Genomic DNA, 21,924 nt, shown 5'->3' with positions numbered 1-21,924 from the left:
CTACTTCGCCGGCGGCGGTGGCGGCGGTGCCGGTTCGATGCGGATCTGGATCTGGCGCGCGCCGAAGTTGACGCCGACCAAGAGCGGCTTGCCCGGCTCGATCGCGCGCACCTCGCGCCAGCGCGCGCGGTCGAGGTCACGGTAGGCCGCCATCACGCCGATCGCCTTGATGTCGGCGGCCAGCGTCATCTCGAGCTTCTTGCTGTCGCCGGGCCGCAGCAGCAGTTCTTCGCGCTGGGCCATCTCGGCGCCGAGCGTGGCCTGGTCTTTCTCGAACAGCGAGAAGAAATCCGCCGCCTCGAAGGCGCCGCTGGTCTTGAGCGCATAGACGCGCACCGTGAGCGGCGAGGCCCGTCCGCGCGCATCGGGGTTGGCATCGGCACCTGCCGCCAGCGTCATCGCTATCGGCGTGACCACGGGCTTCGGCGGCGGCGGAGGGCTCGAACAACCGGCAACGAACGCGATCGCCAGCAGCATGCCCAGGCCCGCCCGTACGCGCCGAAGCCCCGCATCCTGAAGACGTCCATAGGGCGAACGGCGTGTACCAGGGTCTCTCATGCTATTTCCTTCGTTGCATTGACCGGTCAGGGAGCATCTTTGATTATCCCTAGTGAACTCGAACAGGCAACATGCTGACTCCCGAACTTGTCGAAGCCCTGCAGGCTCCCATCAGCGAAGCCTCGCCATGCGGTGACGACCTCGAGTACGACCCTGCATTCACCGCATTGGCCGCGGCCGCGCAAGGCAAGCCCGAGCAACAGTTCGGGGACACCGTGATCCCCGCGGTGGAGCCCGAGTGGCGCTCCGTGGCCGAACAGGCGCAGGCCCTGCTGGGCCGGACCAAGGATGCCCGGGTCGCCGTGCTGCTGCTGCGCGCCAGCACCCGGATGCAAGGCATCGCCGGCTTCGTCATGAGCCTGCGGCTGCTGACCGGCTTGCTCGACCGCCACTGGGAAGGCATACATCCAAAGCTGGATGCCGACGACGACAACGACCCCACGATGCGCCTCAATGCGCTCGCGCCGCTGACCGACGAAGACATGGTGCTGCGCGACCTGTACGAAGCCAACGTCGGCGTGGCGCGCGGGGTCGGTCCGATCCGCGTGCGCGACGTCGCGATCGCGCACAACGCGCTGGCGCCGGCCGGCGCCGAAGCCGGCTACTCCGCCGCGCAGATCCACGGCGGGCTCGAGGCCATCCACGGCGAAACGCCCGAGGTGCTGCAGACGCTGATGGAAATGCCCACGCTCGTCACGCACTTGCAGACGCTGATCGTCGAGCGCACCGGCCGCACGGACCTGATCGATCTCGGGCCGCTGCGCGCGATTGCCACCGTATTGAGCAAGGCCAGCGCCGCCGTGGCCGGCACCACGGCGCAGGCCGAGGCAGAGGCCGAAGCTGCCGCAGATGCAGGCACCGGCAGCGCCCCCGCCGCGCGCGCCGCGGCACCCGGCGAAATCCGGACCCGGCAGGACGCGCTCCAGACCCTCGACCGCGTGATCCGCTATCTCGAACAGGCCGAGCCGGGCAACCCGGCACCGCTTTTGATCGCACGCGCCAAGAAGCTCATCGGCGTCAGCTTCTTCGAAATCATGGCCGATCTCGCTCCGAACGCGCTCGACACCATCGAGACCGTGACCGGCAAGCAGTCGGTCGAGTAAGTCCCATCGCAACATCCACCCTCCCCAAGGAGCATGTCCATGTCCAAGAGCAGCCAGAAATTCATCGCCCGGAACCGGGCGCCGCGGGTCCAGATCGAGTACGACGTGGAGCTCTACGGCGCGGAGAAAAAGGTCCAGCTGCCCTTCGTGATGGGCGTACTGGCCGACCTCTCGGGCAAGCCAGCCGATCCGCTGGCGCCGGTGGGCGACCGCAAGTTCCTCGAGTTCGACACCGACAACTTCGACGTGCGCATGAAGGCCATGAAGCCGCGCGCTGCCTTCTCGGTGTCGAACACGCTGACCGGCGAAGGAGATCTCAAGGTCGACATCACCTTCGAGAACATGGAGGACTTCTCGCCCGCCGCCGTGGCCAAGAAGGTCGATGCGCTCAACAAGCTGCTCGAGGCCCGCACCCAGTTGTCGAACCTGGTCACCTACATGGACGGCAAGGGCGGCGCCGAAGACCTGCTGGCCAAGGTGCTGGAAGACCCGGCGCTGCTGCAGACGCTGGCCGCCAGCAAGAAGCCCGAAGAAGGCGCCGCGCCGGCCGCCTGATGCCCCATTTTTTGCACACGAGGAGAACCCGACATGGCTGAAGCACTCGAGCAGCAGAGCCCTCTGAAAGACGTTGCCTACGAAGGAAGCGACTTCTCGTCGCTCCTGCAGAAGGAGTTCAAACCGCGCAGCGACGAGGCCAAGAGCGCCGTCGAGGCGGCCGTACTCACGCTGGCGCAGCAGGCGCTGGCCAACACGCAGGTCATCGGCAAGGATGTGACCAAGTCGATCCAGGCCATGATCGCCGCGATCGATGCGAAGCTCACCGAGCAGATCAACAAGATCCTGCACAACGAGGAGTTCCAGAAGCTCGAGAGCGCCTGGCGCGGCCTGCACTACATGGTGAACAACACCGAATCGGACGAGAACCTCAAGATCCGGGTGATGGACATCTCCAAGAAGGAGCTGCACAAGACCTTGAAGAAGTTCAAGGGCGCCGCCTGGGACCAGAGCCCGCTGTTCAAGAAGGTCTACGAGCAGGAATACGGCCAGTTCGGCGGCGAGCCCTTCGGCGCCATCGTCGGCGACTACCACTTCGACCAGAGCCCGCCCGACGTCGAACTGCTGGGCGAGATGGCCAAGCTCGCGGCCTCGGCGCATGCGCCCTTCATCACCGGCGCGAGCCCCAACCTGATGCAGATGGAGTCGTGGCAGGAGCTCGCCAACCCGCGCGACCTGACCAAGATCTTCGGCACGCCCGAGTACGCCGGCTGGCGCAGCCTGCGCGAGTCCGACGATTCCAAATACATCGGCCTGTGCATGCCGCGCTTCCTGGCCCGCACGCCCTACGGCGCGAAGACGAATCCGGTCGAGGAGTTCGACTTCGAGGAAGAGGTGTCGGGCTCCGACCACGGCAAGTACAGCTGGGCCAACGCGGCCTACGCCATGGCCACCAACATCAACCGTTCGTACAAGCTCTACGGCTGGGGCTCGCGCATCCGCGGCATCGAGTCGGGCGGCGCGGTCGAGAACCTGCCGCTGCACACCTTCCCGAGCGACGACGGCGGCGTCGACCAGAAGTGCCCGACCGAGATCGCGATCAGCGATCGGCGCGAGGCCGAGCTCTCCAAGGCCGGCCTGCTCTCGCTGATCCACCGCAAGAACTCCGACTTCGCCGCCTTCATCGGCGCCCAGTCGCTCAACAAGCCGGCCGAGTACGACGACCCTGACGCGACGGCCAATGCCAACCTCGCGGCGCGGCTGCCCTACCTCTTTGCCTGCAACCGCTTCGCGCACTACCTCAAGTGCATCGTGCGCGACAAGGTCGGCAGCTTCAAGGAAAGAGCCGACATGGAGCGCTGGCTCAACAACTGGATCATGAACTACGTGGACGGCGACCCCGCCAACTCCTCCGAGGAGACCAAGGCCCGCAAGCCGCTGGCCGCGGCGCAGGTGGTGGTCGAGGAAGTCGAAGGAAATCCCGGCTACTACAGCTCCAAGTTCTTCCTGCGCCCGCACTATCAGCTCGAAGGCCTGACGGTGTCGCTGCGCCTGGTCTCGAAGCTGCCGTCGGCGAAGGGCGGCAAATAAATTTCCGCGAAATCGTTGCAAACGCAGCGACCCGTTCGTTCTCTCTACAGCTGCCGAGCTGGCCCGCGGGGCGCACTGCGAGGAAGCTGATTTTTCTTGGTTCACACAAACTGAAAGGTGGGCATCATGGCCGTAGACATGTTTATCAAGATCGCCGACGTCAAGGGCGAGTCGAAAGACAGCAAGCACAAGGAGGAGATCGACTTGCTGGCCTGGAGCTGGGGTGCCAGCCAGTCGGGCAGCATGCACCTGGGGAGCGGCGGTGGCGCGGGCAAGGTCAGCGTCCAGGACCTGTCCTTCACCAAGTACGTCGACTCCTCTTCCAATGCGTTGCTGCTTGCCTGCTGCAACGGCAAGCACTTTGCCGATGCGACGCTCGTGGTGCGCAAGGCGGGCGAGGACGCACAGGAGTACCTCACGATCACGCTGAACGAAGTGCTCGTGTCGGCCGTCTCCACCGGCGGCAGCGGCGGCGAAGACCGCCTCACCGAGAACATCACGCTCAACTTCGCGAAGTTCAAGTACGAGTACAAGCCGCAGAAGGCCGACGGTACGCTCGATGCGGCCAAGACGGCGGCCTGGGATATCCGCGCCAACGTCAAAGCTTGAGCGGCCGGATCGAGGCGGGGCGCTCGGAGAGCGTCCCGCATGCGGTTAGGGCGGCAGCGGCTGCGTGACCTCGTCATCCATGCCATCGGCGTGGGCCCACAGCGTCAACGCGGTGTAGTTGTCGTAGCCCGGCTTGGCGTTGGCCCTGACCTGCTGGTCGATCTCCTCCACCCATCGGCTCGCGTCCTTCGCCGCGCGCAGCATCTCGAGCAGGCGCTCGTCTCCGAGCGGCTCCCAGACCCCGTCGGTACAAAGCAGCAGCACGTCGCCCGCCATCAAGGGCATGGGCGCGGAGACCGCGATCTCCGGCTGCTCTTCGACCGAGCCCAGCGCCGACAACAGCATGTTGCGCTGAGGATGAAGGCGAGCGCCCTCCTCGTCGAGCATGCCGCCAGCCACCATCTGCTGGACCAGGCTGTGGTCGACGGTGCGCGCCACCGGCGCGCCGGCGCGAAACAGGTAGGCGCGGCTGTCGCCGCTGTGGGCCCAGGCAATCTGGTTCTCGTGCAGGTCGACCGCGGCCAGCACCACGGTCGAGCGCATCGCCGCCAGCTTGCCGCCCTCGGCCTGGCGCGCCACGATGTCGAGGTTGGCGCGCGCGATGAGCTGGCGCAGCAGCTCGGCATCGAGCCCCGGATTTGCCGCGAAGCCCTCCAGCACGCTGCTGCGCGCGATGGCCGCCGCGACGTCGCCTCCGCCGTGGCCGCCCGCGCCGTCGGCCACCAGGCAGGCGACGAAGCGGCCGTCGTTCCAGTGGCCGAACACGTCTTCGTTGTAGCTGCGGCCGCCTTGCCTCGACAAGGTGACGATTTCTATGTCCACGGCCCCTCCTCTTTCGTTCTCTTCAACCGCCGCCGGATTTGAGGCGCGCCATCTGCTCTTCGTAGGCCTCGAGGAAGGCCTTGCCGAACAGGGTGTGGAAGTCGTCCTCTGCCTCGCTCGCGATGCCGGCATAGAGCGCGATGAACTGGTCCCACAGCTTGGCCTTGCGGTTGGCGGCGAACAGGCTGTCGAGTGCCGACTTGGCTGCGATCTTCTTTTCGAGCTCTTCCGGTCCGAAGCGCTCGATCACGTGGGCCAGCGCGGCCCGCATGCCGACCATCACGCCGAACTGGTGCGCGCGCAGATCGTCGAAGGCATCGCGCATGGCCGCCTCGGCCGGCATGAAGCCGCGCACGCCGGGCCCCAGCAGATGCGCGAGCGCGACCTCGACGGTGGGCGAGAACTTCAGCGGGTTGTTGGCCTCCGCCGCGATCATCGTGACCTCGGCGCGCACCTCGCGCTTGAACTCCTGGCGCGTGAGCAGCAGTTGCAGCGTGCCTTCGGTCGCCGAACGCAGCAGGACGCCGACGCGTTCCATCAGTCCGGGCGTGAGCGCCTCGGGCATCGGGTGCATGCTGCCCAGGCCGCGCAGGAAGGCGGCCAGCAGCGCATCGGCCGGCGGCGATGGCGCGAAGCCCGGCGCTTTCGCGGCCAGCGGCGGGGGTACGGGCGCTTCGATCCGCGCGCCCGTCATGTCGTCGAAGCTCGGCGAGCCGAGCGGCGCATCCAGATCGTCCAGCAGCGACGAGGCTGCCGGCGGCGCGATCGCCACCGGCGGCACATAGCCGAACTGCCCGATCGGCACGTGATCGCTGCGCGGTGCCGGCGTCGCGGGCGCGCGGCCCTTCAATGCGGCGAGCGGATCGAGTCCGCCCGCCGTGTTCGGCTGCAGCAACGGATCCGCAAGCGGCGAGAGCGCCAGCGGATCGCCGCCCAGGCCGCTGGGGCCTGCGCTGCCGCCGAACAGCGCGTCGATGCCGGCGGCCTTGCCCGCCGGCGGCGCGGCCAGGTCCGAAAAGTCGTCGAGCGCGCCCAGGCCCGCCGCGGCCTTGGCTGGTGCGCCGGAGGGTGCGGGCGCCAGCAGGTCGGCAAAAGGATCCGTGTCCGCGGCCCGGCCGCCGGCAGCGCCGGGGCCGAAGGGGTCGGGAAGCGGCACCGGCGCACTCGCCGCCGGCGCCGCGCGGCCTGCGGGCGCGGCAGGCGTTGCAGGCGCCAGCCCCGCGAGCAGGTCGGCAAAGGGGTCGTCGTCGCTGGCCGCCGGCACGTGCAGCGGCGCCGGCCGCGAGGCAGCGCCAGGCGCGCCGGCCGCCGCGTGCTGCACCGAGAGTTCGAAACTGCCGATCACCAGCCGATCGCCGTCCGCCAGCTTCACCTCGCTGCCCGAGCCCAGCGGCTGGCCGTTGCGCTGCATGGGATTGCTGCCGTGATCGGCGATGTAGAAGTCGCCGTTGCGAAACGAGATCTGCGCATGCATGCGAGATACCGTCCGGTCTGGATCCTGCAGCACCAGCGTGTTGGTGTCGGCACGGCCGATGGTGCCGCCGGCCGGACCGAAGCTGGCGGCGAGCGGCTGCCCGGGCGGCGCGCCCCGGACGTTGAGAACAGCGATCCGTATCACCTGGTGGCCTCTTTACTCTCTGTCTAGGGCGCGAGCAGCAGCACCTTGACCTGGCTCGGCGCGATCGACACACCAGGACAGTTCGTGCTGTTCTGCAAGGCCACGCTGCTGAGCCGCGTGGCCGGCTTGCCGCCGATCAGCACCGTGAACGCGCCGGTCAGGTTGCGCGCCGGGCCCATGACGGTGCCGGAGGCCACGCCGGTGGCGACGCCGGCGTTGTCGCCGTTGGTCATGGGGATGGTGGTTCCCAGGTTGTGTGCCGGCGCGTTGCTGAGCAGCACCGTGTAGACCGCATTGACCGCCATCGGCCGCGTGGCGATGTTCGGATAGGGCGTGGGCACCGGCCCGCCTGGCGTCGGCGTCAGGCAGACATCCGGGAAGCCGGTGTCCTGGCCGCCCATCTGGGTGTTCGCGAACATGGCGATCCTTTCATCCAACGTGAATCTGGGCGCCGTCGACCTTGGTCAACTCGCGCGAGGAAAGCAGCATCGTTCCGGCCCGGATGTTCGCCACGTGCTCGGCCTTCACGTCGAGGATGCCGGTGCGCACATGCTCCGCCTGCGCAATATGACGATAGCTGCGATCGGCCGACACCTGCAAGCGCGACAACACTGCCTCCGCGGCCTCTGCGAAGAGCCGCGCCGCCGCGGAACGCAGCACGAACTCGACGCCGGTCACGCGCATCAGGCGCGCGGCCCAGTGCGCGCTGTCGAACCGCCCGGTGAAAGTCGCGCCCTGCAGATGCACGGCCTGCTGCGCTTCGATCCGGATGTCCTTGTCCGACTTCAGCGCGAAGCCTTCCGGGGCATGGAGCGTCAAGGGGGCATCGCAGGCCCGGCTGAGCACCGCGGTCATGAAGAGGCGACCGTCCGGCGCGCGAAACAGGCCGACCTCGTCGCCCGGCTCCGGAACCACCATGCAGCTGAATGCGCGCGTTGCTTCATGCACGCGCCGGTCGAAGCTGACGTACACCACGTCGGCGGCGGTCTCCACGACGCTGCCGACCATGTAGGCCGCGGCGGCGGACGGCGCTGCGAGCTTGGGCTCGCGTTGATCGATGACTTCCATGGTGTTCACCTTTTTTGCGATGGCGGATCGAGGGGGCTCCATGCTTCGGCCGCGGCGAGCTCGGGATCCTCGTACAGGATGCTGGCGCCGGCAGGCAGGCGCACGCCGATGCGCCGCGCCTGATGGAATTTCGTGCGTTCCCAGCTGGCGCCGTCGAAGTCGGCGCCGGACACGTCGGCATGGGAAAAGTCGGCGTAGACCAGGTTGGCGCGTGCGAAGCTGGCGCGCAGGCACCTGGCGCGATGGAGCATCGCCTGCTCGAGCCGCGTGCCGGCAAAGCGGGCGTCTTCGAGCAGCGCATCGCTCCAGATGCTCTGGAAGAAATCCGCACCGCTGCCGTCCATGCGCTCGCAGCGCGATTCGATGAACAGCGTGTTGGCGGCCTTGGCCTTGACCAGGTTCGCGTCCGTCAACTTGGCGCCCTTGAAGTTGCATTGCTGCAGCTGCGCGCCCGACAGGTCGACGCCGTCCAGATCGGCCTCCATGAACTGGCTGCGCTGCCAGTCGGCGCCCGCCAGGCGCTGGCCCGCGAGGCGCACCTTGCTCATGACCGATTGATCGATGCGGCAGCCCCTCAGGTCGGCGGCCGAGAGATCGGCCTCCACCACCACGGACTTGAAGAACAGCAGGTCCGAGAGGTCGATCGCCTCGGTGCGCGTTTCGACCAGCGACAGTTGCACCGCCCTTGCGCCCGCGAGCCGGGCGCCAGCCAGCGACGACTTGATGAAGTTCGCTTCCGTCAGGTCGGCCTTGCTGAAGCTGCTGCCGTCGAAGCGGCTCTGGACCGCATTGAATCCCACGCAGGCGGATTCCGACAGATCCACATCGCACGCGCTCGACTCATGGAAGGTTGCGCCCGTCATCACCGCGCCCTGGAGGCTGGCGCCGTCGAAGCGGCACTTGCTCAGGATGCTGTCGGCAAAGCTGGCACCGGCCATCGCGCAGCCGCGGAAATCGACGTTCTCGAACACGGCGCCGCTCAGCCTGGCGCCGGACAGATCGACGCCTTGCAGCGAAGCGCCTTGCACCGGGTCGGCATTCTCGATCTTTGCCATGAGTTCGCTCTTCTGCATCGGCGTCATGGCGATGAAGGCACAGGTGGGCGCCAGCGCGGATAGATGCGGGCTCGCTTCGTGAGCGAGCCCTCGAAGGAGGTGTGCTCATCGGCGCGGATGCGCGCCAGGTCTGCCGCGTACAGGTTGCAGTCGCACAGCTGTGCCGAGAAGGCTTCGGCGTTGCTCAGGATGGCGTCCATCAGGTTCGCACCGCTCAGGTCGGCGCGCCCCAGCAGCGCCTTGCGGAAGCTGGCCTCGCGCAGGTCCGCGTGCCTGAAGGTGGCACCGGCAAGGTTGCAGCCGGTGAAGTCCGCCTGGCGCGCCTGCACGCGGTCGAGGCAGCTGCCGCTCAGGTCGCTGCCCTGGCCGAAATAGGCGCCGGCCAGCGTGGCGCCGGCGAAGACGGCACCGGCGAGATCGATCGCCTCGACGAAACGAGCGCCTGGCAGGCTGGCATTCGAGAAATCGGCGCCGCGGCAGGCGAACTTGTAGAACACGGCAGTGCCGCCGGTGCACTGCAGCCACCGCGCGCCCTCGGCCTTGCAACTGATGAACTGGGCGCCGCCGAAGTTGGCGTGGCTGAAGTCGGCCGACGACAGGTCGCACTCGAGGAACTGGGCCTCGGCGAGCTCCGCATGCGAGAGGTCGATGCCGATCAACGATGCGCGATAGAACTGGGCAGCCCCCACGATCGCGCGTGCCAGCCCGGCTTGCTCGAGGCGCGCCTCCCACAGGTTCGCTCCGGCGAACACCGCGCCGGCGGCGTCCACGCTGTGCAGGTTCGCCTTCCCCAGATTGGCATTGCTGAAGTCGCAGCCGGCCGCGAGGGCTTCGCCCAGGTCGGCGCGCACCAGCACGGCCCCGTCGAAGCTGGCGCCGGCGAGTTGCATGCCATGGAGATTCGCCGCTTCGAGCATGGCGCCGGTGCAGTCGACGCCGCGCAGATCGAAGCGGCGCAGATCGGCGCCCGTGAGATCGAGGCCGCGCAGGCCGTGGCCGGCCGCGAGCCGCTCTTCCACCCAGCGATGCTGCCGCTCGGCGAACCTGCCGGTCGCGGCGGGCGCGGGATGCATGTGCTGGGCATGGCGGACATAGATGTCGCGCAACTCGCGATCCTGCCGGTCCCAGCGTGCGTGCAGCTTCTCGTCGACCAGCATCTCGTCCACTTCGTCCAGCGGCGTGTTGCTGCGCTTCGCCACGCCCTGGAGCTCGTTCAGCGTGGCCATCGTCTGTGGCTTCAGCGGCTTGGGTGGCCCGCCCTGCCCGACGCCCGCCAGCTCGTCGCGAACGACGTCGAACGAAAGACCCTGTTGCGTGTACGCCGTCTCCGAGGCCTGCAGCATCGCGGCGGCCGCCTTCTTGCCCTGCTCGATCCGCTTCTGCCCGTCCACCGCGAGCTGGCGCATGAACTCGCCGAGCTGGGGCAGCGGCGGCATGGGCGGAAGCGCCCCGAGCGTGGCCGCGGGCGCATGCGCGTCGGGATCGAGTCCCAGGGCGATCACCTCGTCGCGGCCCGCCTTCAGCTGCACTTCCGCACGCCGGCGCAGGCGCTCGCCGTAGCTGTCGGCGGCCGGCTTGCGGTTGAGATCGAAATCGGCCGGCAGCAGGCCTTCGAAGGGCAAGTCCTCGGGCAGCAGCTGCTCGTCCATCAAGGACAGCAATGCTGCGTCCTCGGACTCGACGCGGTCCAGCAGCACCTGCTTGTAGTGCCCGCGCGCGCGCAGGCGGCCGATGTGTTCGGCGGCCACCATCACGGTCTGGATGTCGCCGGCATCGTCCTCCGCCACCTTGCACAGGCCTTGCCAGACCAGCACGACCCGGTCCGCCTCCGGCAGGAAGACCACCGTGCGCAACGCGGTGCTCAGCTCTTCCATTTCGTGCGCCGCGCTCTTGCGCTGGATGAAGGCGCGCACCGCGACGCCCGGCAAGGCACCGCGCAGCAAGGGCTCCGAGGCCGAGAGATGAGCCAGTTCGTAGCCTTCGTTGCCTGCGAAAGGCGAGGCGCTGCGCTGGTCGGCGGGCGCGATGTTGTGGATGCACAGGTCCGCATCGAGCGCCAAGCCGGGGAACTCGGTCTTCAGCCAAGCCTCGTCGTAGGTGCCGGCGCAGGCGAGGCGTTCCGGATGCGCGAGGTCGAGCACGCCGAAGGCCATCGGCCGGTTGCGCGCCGGATCCCGATGCCAGGGCTTGTCCGCCGCCTCGATGCACGGCAAGGGCAGATAGCCATCGGGCCGCACGGACGAGGGATGCCCGCAGCCGCGCACGTTGAGCGGGAACTCCTTGCCGCCATAGGCATTCGCCCAATCGAGAGCGACGCGGGTGAGCGGCTCCTGACGGACGATCGCCTGGCCGTCGGTGAACCGCCGCCCGTGCGCCAGCGCGATCTTCTCGATGCCGGCGAAACGGATGCCGAAGGAGATGCTCGCCGCCTGCGAGCCTGGCGGCGCATGCACCGCGCCCGCCAGCAGGAACTCGCCGCCCTTCTTCGGCGCGCCCGCCTCGACGAATTCCGGAAAGGCCTGCGGCAGCACAGTCCACAGCTTCTGCTCGGAGCACAGCATGGCTGCCTCGCGCAGCGGAACCATCGCGAAGGTCGACACGCAAAGGAACAGCTCCCGCCTGTGCTCGATGCATCGTGGGAGCACGCTGAGGCAGTTGGGCTTGACGATTCTCATGACGCTCGGGCGGCCCGCTCACCCGATCAGGTGCAGGCCGGCCTTGTCCACCACCACGGCGGCCTTCTTCAGCACCGGGCCGGCGTTCTCGAGAAAGCTGCCCAGGTGCAGCAGCGCCACCCCGGCCTTCTTGTTGAAGAGGCCGCCCTCGTCGATCTTGATGCCGCAGGCCTCGGCCTTGAAACCCGTCCCCTCGATGCTCATCGGCGTCAGCTTGACGATGTTGTTGTAGTTCTCGAGCAGGTTGCCGCCCAGGCGGCTGAAGAAGCTGTCGATGTATTTCACGCCGCCCGGCGCGCAGACCGTCAAACCGCCGGTCGCGGTGATGGTGTAGGCGCCGGCCGTGGTCGTGGTGATGCCGCCGGCCACGGTCTGCGAGAGCGAGCCGCCGATCGTCTGGGTCATCGACCCGCCGACCGTGTCGGTGCGCGAGGCGCCGATGGTGACGCTCTCGCTGGCGCCCACCGTCTTCGTGTCGTCGGCGCCGATGGTGTGATCCCGCGCCGCGCCGATCGAGACGGTCTCGCTGGCGCCGACCGATTCGGTCCGGTTCGACGCGATGGTGATGTCTTCGTTCGCGCCGACGGTCTCGGTGCGGTTGGCGCCGATGTCGATCTTCTCGTCCACACCGACCGTCTCGGTCCGGTTGTTCTTGATATGGTTGGTCTCGTCGTTGTCCACCGTCTTCTTGCGGTCGTGGCCCACCCAGTGCGTCTCGTCGCTCTCGACCTCGATGTCCTGGTTCTTCTCGGCGTGCAGGAAGACCTGCTCCGAGCCCTTCTTGTCCTCGAAGCGCAGCTCGTTGCAGTTCGAGGCGCTGCCCTTGGGCGTGGAGCGCGTGCGAAAGCCGCTTTGCGTGTGCGAATCGAAGGGCTTCGGCTGGTCGTCGTTGTAGACGCGCCCGACGATGATCGGCCGGTCCGGGTCGCCGTTCAGGAAATCGACGATCACCTCCTGCCCGATGCGCGGAATGAAATAGCCACCCCAGCCCTTGCCGGCCCAGGGCTGCGACACGCGCACCCAGCAAGTGGACTTCTCGTCGCTCTCGTCGTAGCGGTCCCAGTGGAAATGCACCTTCACGCGGCCGAAGTCGTCGGCATGGATCTCCTCGCCCTTCGGGCCGACCACGATCGCGCTCTGCGGGCCGGGCATGGTCACGCGCGGCGTCAGCCGCGGTGGGCGGAACAGGGTTTCGGCCGGCAGCACGGTGAGCAGGAAGACGCCATTGCCGCGCACCGGCTGGTGCAGCTCCGGCGTCCCGCGCACGATGTCCTGCAACGCTTCGATCCAGTTGGCATTGATCGGGTCCTCGCGCAGCAGCTCGAGCAGCAGCTGGCCCTGCCGGTCGACCTGGCTTTCGCTCTCGCTCATGCTCTCGTAGCCCGGATGCGTCACGACGAAGGCACAGCTCGCGATCAGGTAGTCGCCGTCGGCGCCGCCGGCCGGGTGGCCCTTGAAGCTGAAGTTCATGCCGGCGGCCACGTCGGGCCAGCGCGTGATGGCCCAGTTCAGGCGACGGCGCGCGACCAGCTCTTCGGCGCGCACCTTGGCGGCGTCTTCGGTATCGGCTTCGCGAAAGTAGCCGCCGGGAAACTCGAAGGCCTCGAAATCGGCCAGCTCGTGCACGTCGGGATCCCCCTTGTCGGCGCTGAGCTTCTTGCGGATGGCCTTGAAGTCGCTGTCGCGCGAGGCGAAATTGCCGGTGTCGAGGCGGCGCGAATCCACCCACAGGCTGATCTCGTTGAAGCGCGCTTCGCTCGCGCCCGGGGCCACGTAGTTCAGCGTGTCGGTCACCGGCAGCTTCTTGTGCGCCACGTCGCTCGCGTCGGCGAGGTGCATCGTGCCCGGCGCGTCGTGCGCGTCGAACCAGTAGTAGACGCCTTCGTCCTCGAGCAGCCGCGAGAGGTACTGGTAGTCGCTCTCCTGGTGCTGCACGCTGTAGCGCCGCGCATCGTGCGTGCCGATGACCTTGTCGGTCTTGATCTTCTTGAAGCGCTTGATCGGGCTGTCCTCGAACACGGCATCGAGCAGGTCCAGCACCGGCTTGTCCTGCAGGATGCGCGAGTTGCTGCGCTTGGTGAGCAGCCAGAACCACGAGCGCAGCGTGAAGCGGTATTCGAAATAGCGCCCCACGCTGCCCTTGCGCATGAAGCGCACCGCATGCCCCTGACAATGGCGCTCGTGCTTGGCGCCGTCGGCATCGAGGAACTCGAACACCACGTCGAAGGCGCGGCCGAGAATGTCCTTGGCGTCGATCTTCTCGTTCGCCGACAGCACGGTCAGCTCGTAGGCCGCCGGACGCGACAGGCTTTCCTGGCCCACCACGCTCCAGAACATCAGGTCGTCGTTGACGGGCGAATCGCTCTTGATGATGAATTGCGTATCGGCCATGCGTTTTCTTTCTGTGTTTTCTAGGACAAATGGGAGGCCGCCGCTTCGCAGGCCTGCGCCGACACGATCCAGCCGTCGACCGGCTTGCCGCCTTCGATGCGCAGGTGCGCGGCCGTCACTGCACCGACGGCCAGCCCCGCTTCCGCGAGCACCTCGCGCAGGTAGCTGTCGCGATGGCTGTAGCGGCCGTGGTGGTGCAAATGGAAGCCCGCCTCCTTCACATCCTCCGGCGCATCGAGTGCTTCGACGGTGAACACCAGCCAGCCGCCCGGCCGCAGCGCCCTGGCCGTGGCCTGGGCCACCCCACGCAGATCGCCGAAATAGCACAGGGTGTCCGCCGAGATGACGAGGTCGTAGGAGGCCGGCGCCGCGCCTTCGATGAAGGCCGTGAGTTCGGCCTTGGCCAGCGCGTCATAGACCTGGCGCACCCGGGCCCGCGCCAGCATCCGCTCGGACAGATCGACGCCTTCCAGGCGCCGCGCGTAGGGTGCGAGCAGCGGGCCGCACAAGCCGGTGCCGCAGCCGGCGTCGAGCACGGCGAGCTCGCGCCGGGGTGCGCCCAGCAGCCCGGCCACGGTCTGCGCAATCAGCTCCGGCGCGCGGTAGTGCAGGTGCGCCAGCTTGGCATCGAAGCTGTCGGCGAAGCCGTCGAACACCTTCTCCACATAGTCGTCGGCGGCGCGCGCCGGCACGCCTTCGCCCGAGCAGGCCGCGAGATGATGGCGCGCCGCCGGGTTACCGGGCTCGTCCTTCAGCCAGTCGCGGTACACCTGCGCCGCCTCCTCGAAGCGCCCGAGCGTGTAGTAGGCCAGGCCGAGCGCCTCGCGCGCCGGCGCATGGCCGGGCTTCAGCAGCAATGCTTCGCAGAAGCAGCGCATCGATTCCTCTTCGCGTCCCAGGCTATTGAGCAGGCGGCCGAGATTGGTGTGGGTCTCGACGTTCTTCGGATCCAGTTCGATGGCGCGCCGGTAAGCGCTCTCCGATTCTTCGGGCCGCCCCTGCTCGCGCCGCAGCACGCCGAGGTTGTTGTGGATGTCGGTGCGCGCAGGCGCCAGGCGCGCGGCCTCTTCATAGGCATCCGCGGCGGCATCGACCTGGCCGGTTTCGAGCAGCACGTTGCCCAGGTTGTTGTGCCAGTCGGGCACCGCGGCATTCAGCGCGATCGAGCGGCGGATCAATCCGAGCGCCTCCTCGCTGCCACCGCGCTGGTGCCGCAGCACGCCCCTGAAGTGCAGTGCATCGGCGTTGTCCGGAGCCACCTCCAGGATGCGTGCGTAGAGCTCTTCAGCATCGTCGAGGCGATTGGCGCGGTGCATGGCCATCGCCAGCGCCAAGGCCTCGTCGAGGCGCAGATGGGTGGCGGGCTTGTAGCCTGGGGGGATCTTCATGCGGCTCACGGTAGTGAAGCGCGGACGCTCAAGGCACAAGGGCTGCCTGATGGTGCAGGTCGTTGGAATCCGTGCCGTGGACGAGCGCCCCTTGATCCAGCGAGACAGCGGCCCAGGCAAAACTGTCGGCGTTGTCGACCGCCTCCACGCAGTTGAGCTGCCGGTAACCCGCTGTCTGATGCGCGTAGTAGTAGTCTGCAACTCCCCAGTATTTATGCGATGCCTCGTGAATGATGACGCGAGCAACCGCCTCCGCCGTATAGCCGTGTTGTTGCATGAAGGCGAACGCCACATGAATTTCGCCGTTCTTGAAGCCGGACAGCAGCCCGCAGTGAGGAGTGAACTTGCCGGTGGCGGGATTGTTCGCACCGCCGACAACGTAACCCTCTTCGCCGGCGCCCGGCGTATCCGCAACGCCTCCGATGATGTTTCTCGTACCGATGTCGACATCGATCAGGTAGACACCAGTGTTGAGATGGAACGAAATGCTCAGCATGCCCATCCGGATCTTGTTGAGTATCCAGCGGCGATCCTTCTGCCCGATCGCCTTCAGCCCCAACGACTTGTCCACGGCGTTGCTCTTGAGCATCGGATTCAGGCGATTGGCGGCCAGGCCGAAGTGGTAGTTCATGATGCTCGTGAACGGTTCGCCCTCCGGCCGTCTCAGATACACGACGCGGTCCAACTCGGCGACGGCGGCCCTCATGATCCTTCTCGCGGCTGCCGCGCCGTTGAGGAGAAGATCCGTCTGGGCCTTTGTCGGATAGTTGAGTCGAGCCCCCTTGTTGTCGGAGTACGCAATGGCAAGCAGCGGACTCAGAACTTTCACTTTGTTGGTGTAGTGCGGCATGGCTGTTCACCTCATTGGTTCGGTCTTCAGAACCGATAATCGAATGCGCCGTTGTCGACCGTGACTTGCACCCGCTCGATCGGCTTGCCTTCCATCATCCGGTTCAGGAACTCGCGGCTGATGTCGGGCAGCATGGTGTTGGTGAGGATGGCATCGATCATCCGGCCGCCCGATTCGCTCTCGGTGCAGCGGCTCACCACCAGCTTGACCACCTCGTCCGAATAGTCGAAGGGGATCTGGTAGCGCGCCTCGACCCGCTTCTTGATGCGCTTCAACTGCAGCTCGACGATCTTGCCGAGCATCTCGTCGGAGAGCGGGTAGTACGGGATGGTCACCAGCCGGCCCAGCAGCGCGGGCGGGAAGATCTTCAAGAGCGGCTCGCGCAGCGCCTTGGCCATGCCCTCGGGCTCGGGCATCAGCTCCGGGTCCTTGCACATGCTCGCGATCATGTCGGTGCCGGCGTTGGTGGTGAGCAAGATCAGCGTGTTCTTGAAGTCGATGCTGCGGCCCTCGCCGTCTTCCATGAAACCCTTGTCGAAAACCTGGAAGAACAGTTCGTGCACGTCGGAGTGGGCCTTCTCCACCTCGTCGAGCAGCACCACGCTGTAGGGCCTGCGGCGCACGGCCTCGGTCAGCACGCCGCCCTCACCGTAGCCCACGTAGCCGGGCGGCGCACCCTTGAGCGAGCTCACGGTGTGCGCCTCCTGGTACTCGCTCATGTTGATGACGATCATGTTCTGCTCGCCGCCGTACAGCGCCTCGGCCAGCGCGATCGCGGTCTCGGTCTTGCCGACGCCGGAGGTGCCCGCCAGCATGAAGACGCCGATCGGCTTGCTCGGGTTGTCCAGCCCGGCGCGCGAGGTCTGGATGCGCTTGGCGATCATCTCCATCGCGTGGTCCTGGCCGATCACGCGCTGCCCCAGCAGCTTGGGCAAGTTGAGCACGGTCTCGATCTCGTTGCGCTGCATGCGCCCGACCGGGATGCCGGTCCAGTCGGCGACCACCGAGGACACGGCCTGCGAATCGACCGAGGGCAGGATCAGAGGGGACTCGCCTTGCACGCTGCTGATCTGGGTTTGCAGCTCGTGCAACTCCGCGAGCAGCGCGGCGCGGTCTCCGTCCCCTGGCGTCGACGCATCCACCGGCTTGTTCCCCGCCCGCAGCTTGCCGCGCAGTTCGAGCAGCCGGTCGACCAGCCCCTTCTCCTCCTTCCAGCGCGCATTGAGCTTTTCGAGCTCGGCATTGGATTCGGCAAGCAGCGCCTGCACCTGCGGCGCGCGCTTGCTCACGTCGATGCCGATCGCCTCTTCGCGGCCGATGATCTCGCTCTCGACCGTGAGCGCCTCGATGCGGCGCTGGCAGTCTTCCACCTCGGGCGGCATCGCATGCTGCGACACCGCGACGCGCGCGCAGGCGGTGTCGAGCAGGCTCACGGCCTTGTCGGGCAGCTGGCGCGCGGGAATGTAGCGGTGCGACAGCTTCACCGCCGCCTCGATCGCCTCGTCGAGCAGTTGCACGCGGTGGTGCTTCTCGAGCACGCTGGCCACGCCGCGCAGCATCAGGATGGCCTTGGTCTCGTCGGGCTCCGGCACCTGCACGACCTGGAAGCGCCGCGTCAGCGCCGGGTCCTTCTCGATGTACTTCTTGTACTCGGCCCAGGTGGTGGCGCCGATGGTGCGCAGGTTACCGCGCGCGAGCGCGGGCTTGAGCAGGTTGGCCGCATCGCCGGTGCCAGCCGCGCCGCCCGCACCCACCAACGTGTGGATCTCGTCGATGAACAGGATGATCGGCGTGGGCGAAGCCTGCACCTCGTCGATCACCTGCCGCAGGCGTTGCTCGAACTCGCCCTTCATGCTGGCGCCGGCCTGCAGGAGGCCGATGTCGAGCGTGAGCAGCTTCACGTCCTTGAGCTGCGGCGGCACGTCGCCGCGCGCCAGGCGCTGGGCGAAGCCTTCCACCACCGCCGTCTTGCCGACGCCCGCCTCACCCGTGAGCAGCGGGTTGTTCTGGCGGCGCCGCATCAGGATGTCGACGATCTGGCGGATTTCCTCGTCCCGCCCGGTCACCGGATCCATCTCTCCCTTCTTCGCCTTCTCCGTGAGGTCGACAGCAAACTTCTTCAGCGCATCGCCCTTGCCCATGGCGGCCGGCGCCATCGCACCGCTTTCTTCGCCGGGGGCGCCGCTGCCCATGCCGGTGCCGTCCTGCGCGCGCATCTTCGATTCGGGCGAGGCATCGCAGATCTTGGCGAAGTTGTCGGCCAGGTCTTCGACCTTGACCTTGTCGAACTGCTTCGAGAGGCCGAGCAAGGGATTGCGCAGGCTCGGCGTTTTCAGCATGCCGACCAGCAGGTAGCCGGTGCGCACCTGCGCCTCGCCGAACTGCAGGGTGGCGTAGGTCCAGGCGCGCTCGATCGCGTTCTCGATGTGCGGCGAGAAATCGCTGATCGCGGTGGCGCCGCGCGGCAGGCGGTCGAGCGCGGCCGTCATGTCCTTGGCGATAACGGAGATGTCCAGCTGGTAGTGCTGGATCACGCGGTGCAGGTCGGAGTCCTGCGACTGCAGCAGCTGGGCGAACCAGTGCTCCAGCTCCACATACGGGTTTCCGCGCATCTTGCAGAACACCGTGGCGCCCTCGATCGCCTTGTAGGCCAGCGAATTGAGCTTGCCGAACAAGGCAGTGCGGCTGATTTCACTCATGAGCTTCTCCGTATGTAGTCAAGACGAACGGCCCTGGGTTTTTTTATTGAAGTGCTGCGCGCGAAAGAGCGGCATCGCCATCGATGCGGACATCGGGCGCATCGCGCTTGCGCTTGCACTCGCCGAGCCACGAGGACCAGCCCAGCCGGGGCGCGTTGCCCCGCTGCCGGCCCAGGCGCGTGGGCGGCACTTCATGTTTTTCGAGAATCAGCTCTGCATCCCAGTACAGCTCGTCGCCCAAGAGCTGCTGCATCCAGCGCTGCAGCGCGGGCCGTGCCGAGCCGATCGGGAGGAACATGCGGTAGCGCTCGAAGCTGAGCGGACCGAGGTGCAGCCGCACGCGGTGCTGGCGATCCCAGGCGCGCCGGCCGAGCATCGCGCCCATGCCCAGCGAGCGCGAAGCTTCGCCGCGGCCCAGGCGCGTGAGTTCCTCCACGGGCAGCGTCATCCAGTGCCCGACCCAGGGCTCGAGCCGCACCGGCACGCCGAAGTAGCTCTGCAGCACCGCCTCCACGCCCTCGGAGTTGTGCACGCGACGTGCGAGCCAGCCCGAGAAGTGCAGCCGCGCGTCGTCGTGGATCTCGTCGCGCTCCTGCCGCGCGGCGGTGCCGATGCCGACCAGCGCGCCCACCTGGCGGCGGAAGGCGTCCTCCTTCGGCCGGTCCAGCCCCACCGCCGGCCTGGCCTGGGCCCAGGCGCGGTAGAAGAACAGGCTGAAGCGGTGCGCGAAGCTGTCGAGAAAAGCGAGCCAGGTCGGATCGCCATGGTTGATCGTGCGCTCGCGGATGAAATCGCTCAGGTGCACCGGCAGCGGGCCGTTGGGCCCGAGGTAGCCGAAGAAATGCTGGCGCAGCCGCGGCGGCGAATGCGCGCCGGCCGGCTCGAAGCGGCTGAAGCTCGCGGGCGCGAAGGACAGCGATGGCTCCTGCCCCACGCGCACCGGCTCGGCGCCGGGCAGCAACGCGCGGCCCCAGCGCGGCGACGGCGCCGCGAGCGCCTCCAGCCGCCGCATGAGGGCGAAGTAGTCGTAGGCCCAGGGCTGGTCCGCGCAGGCCTGCAGGCGCTCGGCCACGCTCTCGGGCCGCGCCGCCGGCACGGCTACAGGATCGGGCGTGCCCCGCACAGCGGCCTCCATCGCATGATCTCGCCCTTGCCCGAGGCCGTGAGCACGGTCTCGATGAAGTGGTTGACCTCCACGTGGCGCGCCAGGTAGCGCGCCATGACGGCCCCGAACAGGAAGGCACTGTGGCCGTGGAAGGCATTGCGGTCGACCTCGAGCGTGACCTCGAGCCCGCGGCCGAAGGCGATCGGCCCGGCCAGCGGCAGCCGGCGCGCCACCGGCCTGGCGCGCACCGACAGCAGCCCACGCACCTGGCTCTGACGCACCTCGTCGGCATGCGTGGCATAGAGCATCAGCATCTCGCGCAGCGCGGCCGCGCCTTCTTCGCGCGAACTGTCGGCGAGCGACAGGTAGTTGAGAGCCAGGTGGTCGACCACCCGCCAGCCCAGGCCCTGGCCCACCACCGGCGAGACCGGCCGCGAGGGGCCGCGAACCATGCGCACGCGCTGCACCGGGGACGAGTCGATGCAGTCGAAGTCGCACTCGCGGCCCAGCGGCATCAGGAGCGGCAGGTCGCGGTTGGTCACCAGCGCGGTGACGGCCAGCTGCCGCAGCGCACCGGAGTAAGGCGCCTGTTGCGGATCGACGATCTGCATGTAGAGCTCGGAGCCGATGTGGCTGCTGCGATGCCCTTCGGTGCGCTGCTTGACCGACAGCATGCGCGGCTCGCGCGTGGTGGTGAAGTAGGCCGGGTGGCTGTGGCGCGCGCCGTGGAAGGCCGCATAGAAGGGCAGGAAGGGCTGTTCCAGCGCCGCGCCGGCTGTGCCCGAGTTGCCGTGGCCGACCACCTCGGTCACGGTGTGCACCTCGAAGTCCTGCGGGCGCGTGCGGTCGGGCACCAGGTGGAACTGGCTCACGCCCTCATTCACGGCCACGCGGTCGAGCCGCTTGCTGAAGAGATTGACGACCGGCACACAATGCAGTTGCACGTTCTCGGCGCTGACCAGTTTTTCGAGCGCCGCATCGCCGCGCGAGAACAGCACCACGATCTCCACCTCGGTCACGGCCATCGACGCGAGCACGCGCTGCAAGCCGGTGATGCGCGCGAACTGGAAGCGCTGCGGAAAGGCGAAGTACTCCTGCACCAGCCGATGGCCGGAGAAGCCGGTGGCGGTGACGGGCAGCAAGGCCTCGTCGTCCTCGAATCCCGCGGGCTGCACCGCGCTCGCGGGCAGGTGGCGCACCGCGCTGCCGGCCGCACCCGTGGCCGCGCCGCCGGCGGCCAGCGGCTGCACCATCACGCCGATGGCTTTGCCGAGCATGCACTCGTGCAGCTGCCAGGCCACATCCTCGGCGCCGCCGAAGTGAATCAGCAGTTCGTCGAGCGGAATCTGGTCGAACTTGAGGCCGGCGGTGGCGCGCAGCGCGATGCGCAGGCCGCCGCGGATCTCGCGCGACTGCGCATGCTGGGCGAGCGGCAGGTCGGGCGCGTAGCTGAAGTACTGCGCCCGCAGCACTTCGACCGGCCAGAGGCGCACCGCGCGCGCGGTGCGGAACTCGCAGTGCGTGTTCTGCCCCACGGCCTGGCGCGCGCGCAGGCCGCTGCCGCGCGGCAGCGCGGGCCCGGTCGCGAGATTGGCATCGTCGGGGTCGACCGCCATGGACACCACGGCCATCGATGGCGTGGGCGCCATGAAGTGCGGATAGACGATGTCGAGCAGATGCCCGGTGAAGCGCGGGTATTCGGCATCGAGCTTCAGGGCAACGCGCGCCGACAGGAAGGCGGTGGCTTCGATCAGCCGTTCGACGTAGGGGTCGGCGACCTCCTGGCCCTCGATGCCCAGCCGGTTCGCGATCTTCGGGAAGGCGCGCGCGAACTCCGCCGAGCTCTCGCGGAAGTAGCGCAGTTCCTGTTCGTACAGGGTCAGCAGGCGCGGGTCCAT

General features: G+C 67.7%; 17 protein-coding genes. 4 read left to right on the top strand and 13 right to left on the bottom strand.

Annotated features, from left to right (window positions below):
- Complete coding sequence (gene tssJ / locus BLS74_RS29275) at positions 1 to 558, bottom strand: type VI secretion system lipoprotein TssJ (RefSeq protein WP_093110798.1); 558 nt, start codon at positions 556 to 558, stop codon at positions 1 to 3.
- A gap of 71 nt (positions 559 to 629) precedes the next feature.
- On the opposite strand from tssJ, the gene tssA reads away from it, so the two are divergent.
- The 4 genes from tssA (at position 630) to BLS74_RS29255 (ending at position 4,355) form a co-directional block, all read left to right on the top strand.
- Positions 630 to 1,661 (top strand): type VI secretion system protein TssA, encoded by a 1,032-nt coding sequence (gene tssA / locus BLS74_RS29270; protein WP_093110796.1) that lies wholly within the window; start codon positions 630 to 632, stop codon positions 1,659 to 1,661.
- A 33-nt stretch (positions 1,662 to 1,694) separates the two neighbouring features.
- Entirely contained in the window at positions 1,695 to 2,216 is a 522-nt protein-coding gene (gene tssB / locus BLS74_RS29265; RefSeq protein ID WP_212733719.1) for a type VI secretion system contractile sheath small subunit, read from the top strand.
- Positions 2,217 to 2,249: 33 nt separating this feature from the next.
- Complete coding sequence (gene tssC / locus BLS74_RS29260; protein WP_093110792.1) at positions 2,250 to 3,746, top strand: type VI secretion system contractile sheath large subunit; 1,497 nt, start codon at positions 2,250 to 2,252, stop codon at positions 3,744 to 3,746.
- Positions 3,747 to 3,872: 126 nt separating this feature from the next.
- Positions 3,873 to 4,355 carry an Hcp family type VI secretion system effector gene (locus BLS74_RS29255; protein ID WP_093110882.1) on the top strand — a complete coding sequence of 161 codons (483 nt, stop codon included), beginning with the start codon at positions 3,873 to 3,875 and terminating at the stop codon, positions 4,353 to 4,355.
- A 45-nt stretch (positions 4,356 to 4,400) separates the two neighbouring features.
- On the opposite strand, the gene BLS74_RS29250 is transcribed toward BLS74_RS29255, so the two are convergent.
- The 12 genes from BLS74_RS29250 to tssF are packed head-to-tail and all read right to left on the bottom strand — an operon-like array spanning position 4,401 to position 21,924.
- Positions 4,401 to 5,177, bottom strand: coding sequence for a PP2C family protein-serine/threonine phosphatase (locus BLS74_RS29250; protein WP_093110790.1), 777 nt, complete (start codon positions 5,175 to 5,177; stop codon positions 4,401 to 4,403).
- A gap of 22 nt (positions 5,178 to 5,199) precedes the next feature.
- Positions 5,200 to 6,795 (bottom strand): type VI secretion system-associated FHA domain protein TagH, encoded by a 1,596-nt coding sequence (gene tagH, locus BLS74_RS29245; protein WP_093110788.1) that lies wholly within the window; start codon positions 6,793 to 6,795, stop codon positions 5,200 to 5,202.
- A 23-nt stretch (positions 6,796 to 6,818) separates the two neighbouring features.
- Positions 6,819 to 7,214, bottom strand: a complete 396-nt coding sequence (locus BLS74_RS29240) for a DUF4150 domain-containing protein (RefSeq protein ID WP_093110786.1) — start codon at positions 7,212 to 7,214, stop codon at positions 6,819 to 6,821.
- Between the two features lie 10 nt (positions 7,215 to 7,224).
- Positions 7,225 to 7,863 (bottom strand): DUF3540 domain-containing protein, encoded by a 639-nt coding sequence (locus BLS74_RS29235; RefSeq protein ID WP_170855763.1) that lies wholly within the window; start codon positions 7,861 to 7,863, stop codon positions 7,225 to 7,227.
- A 5-nt stretch (positions 7,864 to 7,868) separates the two neighbouring features.
- Positions 7,869 to 8,945 (bottom strand): pentapeptide repeat-containing protein, encoded by a 1,077-nt coding sequence (locus BLS74_RS29230; RefSeq protein WP_093110782.1) that lies wholly within the window; start codon positions 8,943 to 8,945, stop codon positions 7,869 to 7,871.
- Positions 8,942 to 11,593, bottom strand: coding sequence for a DUF2169 family type VI secretion system accessory protein (locus tag BLS74_RS29225; protein ID WP_093110780.1), 2,652 nt, complete (start codon positions 11,591 to 11,593; stop codon positions 8,942 to 8,944). The genes BLS74_RS29230 and BLS74_RS29225 overlap by 4 nt, the downstream gene beginning before the upstream one ends.
- Positions 11,594 to 11,611: 18 nt before the next feature.
- The gene (gene tssI, locus BLS74_RS29220; protein ID WP_093110778.1) at positions 11,612 to 13,984 is read right to left on the bottom strand and encodes a type VI secretion system Vgr family protein; all 2,373 of its coding nucleotides are present in this window, start codon (positions 13,982 to 13,984) and stop codon (positions 11,612 to 11,614) included.
- Positions 13,985 to 14,004: 20 nt separating this feature from the next.
- Positions 14,005 to 15,372: a tetratricopeptide repeat protein gene (locus BLS74_RS29215; RefSeq protein WP_093110776.1), complete on the bottom strand. Its 1,368-nt coding sequence runs from the start codon at positions 15,370 to 15,372 to the stop codon at positions 14,005 to 14,007.
- A 28-nt stretch (positions 15,373 to 15,400) separates the two neighbouring features.
- Complete coding sequence (locus BLS74_RS29210; protein ID WP_093110774.1) at positions 15,401 to 16,222, bottom strand: M35 family metalloendopeptidase; 822 nt, start codon at positions 16,220 to 16,222, stop codon at positions 15,401 to 15,403.
- A gap of 26 nt (positions 16,223 to 16,248) precedes the next feature.
- Positions 16,249 to 18,921: a type VI secretion system ATPase TssH gene (gene tssH, locus BLS74_RS29205; protein WP_093110772.1), complete on the bottom strand. Its 2,673-nt coding sequence runs from the start codon at positions 18,919 to 18,921 to the stop codon at positions 16,249 to 16,251.
- A 43-nt stretch (positions 18,922 to 18,964) separates the two neighbouring features.
- The gene (gene tssG, locus BLS74_RS29200) at positions 18,965 to 20,056 is read right to left on the bottom strand and encodes a type VI secretion system baseplate subunit TssG (RefSeq protein ID WP_093110770.1); all 1,092 of its coding nucleotides are present in this window, start codon (positions 20,054 to 20,056) and stop codon (positions 18,965 to 18,967) included.
- Positions 20,020 to 21,924, bottom strand: a complete 1,905-nt coding sequence (gene tssF / locus BLS74_RS29195; RefSeq protein WP_093110768.1) for a type VI secretion system baseplate subunit TssF — start codon at positions 21,922 to 21,924, stop codon at positions 20,020 to 20,022. Before tssF ends, tssG begins: the two co-directional genes overlap by 37 nt.

Source organism: Variovorax sp. CF079, from assembly GCF_900101545.1.
In the GTDB taxonomy this organism is placed as follows: domain Bacteria; phylum Pseudomonadota; class Gammaproteobacteria; order Burkholderiales; family Burkholderiaceae_C; genus Variovorax.
This window is presented reverse-complemented; position numbering and strand designations above follow the sequence as displayed.